Origin of the sequence: Lactobacillus sp. UMNPBX6, assembly GCF_002553975.1 — a bacterium.
In the GTDB taxonomy this organism is placed as follows: domain Bacteria; phylum Bacillota; class Bacilli; order Lactobacillales; family Lactobacillaceae; genus Lactobacillus; species Lactobacillus gallinarum.
Map to the genome: position 1 here is coordinate 1 of NZ_PCZD01000082.1, position 5,525 is coordinate 5,525.

A 5,525-nucleotide genomic window follows, 5' to 3' on the forward strand; every position below is an offset into this window, starting at 1 on the left:
CGGAATCAAGCCTCTATTAATCCTGTATTTTAAACTGTCTAATTTTTAGGTCTCACTTCATAGTACCTTGATTTACCATTTTTACTTTATGAGATTATCTTTTTACTAAAAAGTAACTACTTTATACTCCAAATATTTTTCTCCATCAAAGTTCATTTTCACAATAAATGGATTCTTTGGCTGGATCATAGCAAAGGCTTCATATTTAAAGCTTGGATCATAGTAATTAATTACTGATCCAATTGCTGTACCATGTCCACCAATAATCATAGTTTGATCTTGATATTTGGACAAAACTAGCTTCAAAGCTACAACATTTCTCTTCTGCGTCTCTTTTAAAGATTCGCCATTTCTTAGCTTATAATCAAAATCTTCCCACTGTCTTTCACAATATTCATGAAAATTAGAAATCCACTCATCACCAATTTTTCTTTCTCTAAAGTCAGAAATAGATGATAATGTTAGTTCCTTCTCGTCTATAACTGGTTGAATTGTATCAATTGCACGCTTGAATGGACTAGAAAAAGCTTGGTCGATGTGTTTATCTCTAAAGTAATCAGTTACTTTTTTTCTATCTTGCAACCCCTTTTCTGTCAAAGGACGTGTTAAATCATCATGAACTGATAAATCAGGTTGAGCATGTCTTACAAAATATACTGTTGTCATAATTGTCTCCCAAGCAATAACATATTATATATTTTTTTACTACCGTTATTTGAATCAAATTTTACTTAATCCAATTTATAAATTCAATGATAAATTAATTTTTCCTTGCTCTAATTCAATTTTTCACGATACACTAAAAGCAAATATTTGTATACTCACGAAAGGATTTCATATGGGATTAGAAATACTCAATCATACTGATCAAAAATTAATTTCCAATGCCGATTTTTGGCAATTAGTTGATTTTCAAAGAGAATCAAATAAATTCTCTGAGTTTAAAGGTATTTCCTTTGTTTCCAACATTAAATTTATTGAGAAAAATCTTCTACCACGTTTTGACCAGATCACACTAATTCTTGGACTAACTGATAATGGATCAAATTCAATTGGCAAAAGAATTGACCAAATTTTAAATAAGCGTCGTGATTTGATTGAATATAGTTACGAGCACCAAGATAGTACCTTCACTAAACGCATTTTAGATGGTAGTTTACAACTTTTCTTCACCAAACAAAATTTGATTCACACTAAGCTTTATTTAATGAGAAATCAAAGCAAGTACTCCGTCTTTTCGGGTTCAATGAATCTTACCGATGCGGCTGTTAATAAAAATATGGAGCAATTAGTTTGGGACTACGGCAATACTTCTGATCCATTGTTCAATTGCTACCAACAAATGTTTCAGGATAACCTTGATCAAGCTGCAACATACATTGATGCTAAAAAATTATCTGGTTATTTAAAAGACAAAGATAAAGAAGAGCTACGCATTCATGTGATGCAGGATTCTTCTCTAGAAATTAAAAATAGTCCTAATTCAACTGGTAAAGACATCATCATTCTTCCAGCTGAAGAGATCAAAAAGTATCGTGACCATTACAGCAAAGATGATGAATTAAAGAAATTATCTGAAAATGAAAAGCTTGTTGCTTCACAAACAGTTACTTTATTTGGTGAAGGTGGCAATAAAAGACGTAAGCTAGATACAATCGGGCAAGATTTATATAGCTTAACTCAGCACATTATTCGTCAAGACAAAAAGGCAAAAGCAGATACAACACAAATTGAAAAAGAAGAAGATCTCTTCCCTGTTCCTGTTCAGTTTTACAATAATGGTCAATTATTCCAAGCCTCTAAAATTGGTGATAACATCCCTTCTGAAGTTATTACTTCTGATTTAACTGAAGAGCAATTAAAAAATGCACTTCAGCTTTTCTGTGATATCACTCATGAATATAATACTTACAAAGAAGTTGGTGAAGGCTGGCAAGCTTGTGACTTTATGTTGTTTCTGTATGAATCACCATGGCTTTGGAAAATCCGCAATTTATATGAATTATCTGGAAGCAACGTATCTAGAGAGGACGTGCCTATTGCTACAGCACTAATCGGACAAGGTCGAACTGGTAAGTCCACCCTAGGGAAAAGACTAGCCGCTAAATTAATTGGTGCTCATAATTTCTTAGATAGTGGAATGATGGATCCAAAGAATTATGCCTTTGGCAAGAGTAATATCAATATGACAATTACCAACACGCTAAGTGACTATGTATATACAAATGGTCCTGTAAGTCCATTAATGATTGATGATGTCAGTCCTGAACTTACAACGCGTACTTACTTTGAAAGATTCATCAAGGAAGTTACTAACAACCGTAATTTAACTCATCCCTCACCAGCATTCATTTTCACGATGAATAGACAAGAAAGCTCTATTAAATCACAATTTTCACTAAAGCCTGAAATTATGCGTCGTTTATGGTACTTAAGCTTTGAATCTACTTTTTCAGGTGAAAGTGATCAACGTAATGCAGCATTAACTAGCTTATTTAGCCGTGCAAATGATGATCTTTTTAAATATTGTCAAGTTGAATTAGCAAAATTCTTTACTAACGTTAGTGTTGAAGACGCACAGAAGATTGAAAAAGACTTCTTATATCCAATCAAGCATGTTTTAAAAACTGCACTTGATAAATTTGATATGTATAACCAAGTCAGCAAGTATTTTGAAGAAAATTACGATTATTCCCTATTCGTTGGTCGAAATGATTGGGGAATGTTAATCAATCAAGCGAAAATCGGAAGCGATATCTTATTCATTAAACAAGATGACCGGCTAAAAGCTCAAATCAATAAAGAGCTTTTCAATAAAATCTCTGATCAAACGGCGAAAAACAGCGGCTCTATTATGCTTGATCGTTACTTTAAATATTTGCCTAGAAAATATCACATTGCATCACAACAAACTAGTACTGGCTTTATCCTTGACGTGGAAAACTTTGATAAATGGCTTGATGATGATACGTTAATGAATAAGTATCAAAATAGTAGTTCATTTAGAGATAAGCAACAACGAGACAATCAAGCACAATTAACTCAAACAGTTGATATGCTGGCTAAGGCAATGTTAGAAGATCGTGAACAACGACGAAAAGAAGAGGCTAAAAAGAACCATAGTTGGTTTGGTAATCTCTTCCATAGAAATTAGATTGTATCATTCAAAATAAGGCTTCTAACCTATCATGGCTAGAAGTCTTATTTGCTATATGGATAATAATGTTGAGATTTAGATTGATATTCTTTTACTGAAATTATTTCGTCAAAGTTAGAATAGAATCTAGTTTGTGATATTCAATACTTCCAAGTGATAAGGTAACCTTCGTTCCTTTATTTAGATCTAAGATTAAATCTAGATAATCGAGATCAAAATCAATAGGACTGAGACGCAAATTTTTAAGATAAACAACAGAAGCATTCTTTATCTCTGACAAATTAATGATTTGCTTATCTTTTTTACGCAAACCAAGTAACTGGAGCAATTTTAGTGCATCGTTGCTATCATAAGTGATAGATGTGATATTCTTACTATCAATTTGCCAATATGAACTAAAACAGGTAGGTAAAGTTAAAAATACGCCTAAAATTAGTACAATAAGAAATAGCCACCAAGGTTGATAACCAAATTCTGCTAAAAACAGTGTAAGAAAAATCACTACAATCATGCCAATTAAGACGTGACTTAATTTAATAGGAGTTCCACCAATAATTCTGTCTTTCATTGTGCTCACCTTCTTATTGTCTTTCTACATAATATTATAAAGCGTTTTCAAGTGCCTTGAAGTTACCTAGAAATAACTATAAAAGGTTTAAAGCCATCTTTCCAAACTAAAGTAAAGACACTGCATCCCTAAAAATGCAGTGTCTTTCTTCAACTATTCTTTTACTAAATGAATCTCTCGATCAAACAACTGATGCATTCCTTCATTAAAGTTATGGGCAATAAAAACAATCGTCGTTTTGCTTTTCAATAAATTCTTCAAAATCAACATTGTAGCTTTCTGATCAATTGCACTAGTTCCCTCATCAATCAAGATAATATCACTATTGTGAACTTTTGCTCTAGCCAATACAATTTTTTGTCTTTGACCTCCGGAAATATTCAGCTTATCAAGATTAATCTTTTCATCTAGTCCTTCAGTAAACTTAGCGATATCATCAGCAAAGTTCACTTCATTTATTACTTGTTTAACTTTTCCATTCAGTTTTTCATTAAACATCGTAATATTTTCTTCAATCGATGCTGGAAAAACTACTGGATCTTGCGGTAAATAACCTATCTTACTCAAATCAGGATTAATTTTCTTACCAGCCTTATCCTCATAAACAACTTTACCTGCACTAGGCTTAAGTTCACCTAAAATTAGTTTAAACAAAGTAGACTTACCTGCACCAGAATCGCCAGTTAATAAAATCTTTTCGCCTTGCTTAATCTCCAGATCAGGATAAGTCAATTTTTCTCCATTAGGGAACTTTAAAACTAGATCTTTTGTTTTAATTACATTAGGCATAACTACATCTTTTTCAGCTTGCATCGGAATATCACTAGCAGATTTATCAACTTCGGCAAGTAATTTTTTACTACCTTTCATTGCTCCTAACCCGTTAGTAAGTGTATCAATTCCTCCATTTAAGTAATACCGAAAATTACCGACTACCAATAAGGCACCAATTGGAATTTGATGATTTTTAACCAACCAACCAGCAAGCACAAACAATGCTAAACCAAAAGCCGCGGAAACAATTCCATTTACAGCATTAAGCAGTTTAATATAAGCCGTTTGCTTAACATTAGCATCTTCTAATTTTTTTGATGTTTTTTCTATTACGGAAAATAGTTTAGCTCCAGCTAAAAATTGTTGAAGTTGATCCAGACCAGATAACCAATCATTTAATGTATCTAAATATTTTTGATTGCTGTCAGAAATTAATTCTGTTGCTTTTTGTAACGGCTTTTCTGTTAACTTTGGCAGCAAAAGAGAAATAGCTACCATCAAACAAATAGCCAGCAATAATTGCCAACTCAATAAAATAAGATAAATTAAAACAAAAACGATCGTTGACACACCATAAATCAATAAGAAGACATTAATAAAGTAGTTATTGTTAAGCATTTGTAAATCATTAGTCAAACGATTTTGCATCTGTGCAACAGTATGCTTTTTCCCGTCATAATAATATCGCTTAACAATTTTATCTCTAACTTGATCATTTAAGTCTTGTACCTGAGCCTGCTGCTGATAATCAACTAAAGCACTCACACCATAGTCAACTAACATAATCAGAAAAGCAAGAACATTGATTAAAATAAACTTAGTCCAATTACGACTTAAAAGGATATTCGTCTCTTCTTGTACAACGTAAGTATTGGTAATTGATAAAGCAGGAATAATAATCCAACCAATTGCAGTTAACCAGAAACGAACTGGATTGGTTTTAATAAAAGCTTTTAAATTCATCTTACTTTATGAAGTGAGACCTAAAAGTGAGACACTTTTAGGTCTTTTACTATGTCTAAATTT

General features: G+C 32.3%; 4 protein-coding genes. 1 reads left to right on the top strand and 3 read right to left on the bottom strand.

Annotated elements, in window-relative coordinates:
• Nucleotides 1-105 precede the first annotated feature (105 nt).
• Nucleotides 106-666 carry a histidine phosphatase family protein gene (locus tag CP357_RS09400; protein WP_089148059.1) on the bottom strand — a complete coding sequence of 187 codons (561 nt, stop codon included), beginning with the start codon at nucleotides 664-666 and terminating at the stop codon, nucleotides 106-108.
• 172 nt (nucleotides 667-838) lie between these two features.
• On the opposite strand from CP357_RS09400, the gene CP357_RS09405 reads away from it, so the two are divergent.
• The gene (locus tag CP357_RS09405; protein WP_089151233.1) at nucleotides 839-3,154 is read left to right on the top strand and encodes a phospholipase D family protein; all 2,316 of its coding nucleotides are present in this window, start codon (nucleotides 839-841) and stop codon (nucleotides 3,152-3,154) included.
• A 103-nt stretch (nucleotides 3,155-3,257) separates the two neighbouring features.
• Here CP357_RS09405 and CP357_RS09410 read toward each other — a convergent pair whose 3' ends face one another.
• Both CP357_RS09410 and CP357_RS09415 read right to left on the bottom strand, forming a co-directional pair.
• The gene (locus CP357_RS09410) at nucleotides 3,258-3,725 is read right to left on the bottom strand and encodes a hypothetical protein (RefSeq protein WP_098037167.1); all 468 of its coding nucleotides are present in this window, start codon (nucleotides 3,723-3,725) and stop codon (nucleotides 3,258-3,260) included.
• A gap of 153 nt (nucleotides 3,726-3,878) precedes the next feature.
• A complete protein-coding gene (locus tag CP357_RS09415) occupies nucleotides 3,879-5,462 on the bottom strand; it encodes an ABC transporter ATP-binding protein (protein WP_013086462.1) in 1,584 nt (527 codons plus the stop codon).
• Nucleotides 5,463-5,525: the final 63 nt, after the last annotated feature.

Coding starts and splice junctions, on each gene's coding strand:
- CP357_RS09405 (WP_089151233.1), top strand. CDS start 839: ATGGGATTAGAAATACTCAATCATACTGATCAAAAATTAATTTCCAAT.
- CP357_RS09410 (WP_098037167.1), bottom strand. CDS start 3,725: ATGAAAGACAGAATTATTGGTGGAACTCCTATTAAATTAAGTCACGTC.
- CP357_RS09400 (WP_089148059.1), bottom strand. CDS start 666: ATGACAACAGTATATTTTGTAAGACATGCTCAACCTGATTTATCAGTT.
- CP357_RS09415 (WP_013086462.1), bottom strand. CDS start 5,462: ATGAATTTAAAAGCTTTTATTAAAACCAATCCAGTTCGTTTCTGGTTA.